At 70.8% G+C, this 1,696-nt stretch carries 1 protein-coding gene; it reads left to right on the forward strand.

What is annotated here, in order from left to right; translation table 11 throughout:
- Window positions 1-72: 72 nt before the first annotated feature.
- Entirely contained in the window at window positions 73-1,521 is a 1,449-nt protein-coding gene (locus G3N92_RS33750) for a cytosine permease (protein WP_206131830.1), read from the forward strand.
- Window positions 1,522-1,696 lie beyond the last annotated feature (175 nt).

The following is a 1,696-nucleotide window of genomic DNA, read 5'->3' on the forward strand; positions in this document are numbered from 1 at the left end:
TCTGATCCACGCGGCCGCGCCGGCATTGCCCGGCCGCGGCGCACCCCTTGAACCGACCCAGGAGATCGACAGATGGCTTCGTCCCGCAACCCCGCGTCCGCCGGCAAGATCGAAGCGCGCGGCATCGAACCCGTGCCCGACGAGGAATGTCGCGGCCATCCGCTGCAACTGTTCTGGGTCTGGTTCGCGGCCAACATCAGCATCCTCGGGCTGCCGCTCGGCGCGACGCTGGTGGCGTTCCAGCATCTCGCGATCTGGCAGGCGATCCTGGTGGCGGTGATCGGCGCGGCCGGCTCGTTCGCGCTGGTCGGGGTGATCTCGATCGCGGGGCGGCGCGGCCATGCGCCGAGCCTGACGCTGTCGCGCGCCGTGTTCGGCGTGCGCGGCAATATCGGGCCGACCATCGTCTCGCTGCTGTCGCGGCTCGGCTGGGAAACCGTCAACACCACCACCGGCGCCTACGTGCTGCTGTCGCTGTGCTCGATCCTGTTCGGCTCGTCGGCCGACGCGAAGGCCGAGCCGGTGCTGACGCTGGTGTTCATCGCGATCTTCGTGGCGGCCACGCTGGTGGTGTCGGGCCTCGGCCACGCCACGCTGCTGGTGATCCAGAAATGGTCGACGTGGATCTTCGGCGCGCTGAACCTGATCGTGGCCGGCTTTCTCGCGCAGTCGATCGACTGGCACGCCGTGTTCGCGGCCGCGCCGGCCCCGGCCAGCGCCGTGATCATCGGCATCGGCACGATCGCGGCCGGCACCGGGATCGGCTGGGCCAACGCGGGTGCCGACATGTCGCGCTATCAGGCGCGCGACGTGAAGGGCGGCGCGCTGGTGGCGTCGGCCGCGTTCGGCGCGGGCATTCCGCTGGTGCTGCTGGTCACGCTCGGCGCGCTGCTGTCGGTGGGCAACGACACGCTGGCCTCGGCCACCGATCCGATCGCGGCGATCCGCGATCTGCTGCCGCACTGGATGGCGATCCCGTACCTGATCGCGGCGTTCGGCGGGCTGCTGCTGTCGAACTATCTGTCGGTGTACTCGGCCGGCCTGACCACGCTGACGCTCGGCCTCAAGGTCAAGCGCGTGCAGGCGGTGGTGGTCGACATCGTCGTGATTTCCACCGGCTCGGTCTATTTCATGCTGATCGAGGGCAGCTTCTACGGCCCGTTCATCGGCTTCATCTCGCTGCTCGCGGTGCCGATCACGGCGTGGGTCGGGATCTTCATCGTCGATCTGGCCGGCCGCGACGGCTACCGCGCCGACGCGCTGCTCGACGTCAGCCCGGCCAGCGCGTACTGGTATCGCGGCGGCATCGAATGGCGCGCGTTCGGCGCGTGGGCGATCGCGATCGTGCTGGGCTTCTGCTTCCTGTCGATCGGCGCGCACGGCTTCCATGGCCCGTTCGCCGGCAGTTGGCTCGGCCGCAACGGCCTGGGCTGGGTCGTCACGTTCGTGGTGGGCGGCGGGCTGTACGCGCTGCTCGGCGGCGCGCGGCGCACGCGCGGCCTGCGGGAGCGCACGGCATGACGGCCGCGGTTCCCCGGCTGATCCATACCGGGCAGGTGCTGGTCGACCTGATCATGCGGGTGGGCGCGCTGCCCGCCCCGGGCGGCGACGTGCTGGCCTCCGAGGCGCGCTTCGAGGTGGGCGGCGGCTTCAACGTGCTGGCGGCGGCGCGGCGTAGCGGCATGGCCTGCGTCTA

This window comes from Burkholderia sp. Ac-20379 (genome assembly GCF_017104645.1).
GTDB lineage: Bacteria > Pseudomonadota > Gammaproteobacteria > Burkholderiales > Burkholderiaceae > Burkholderia.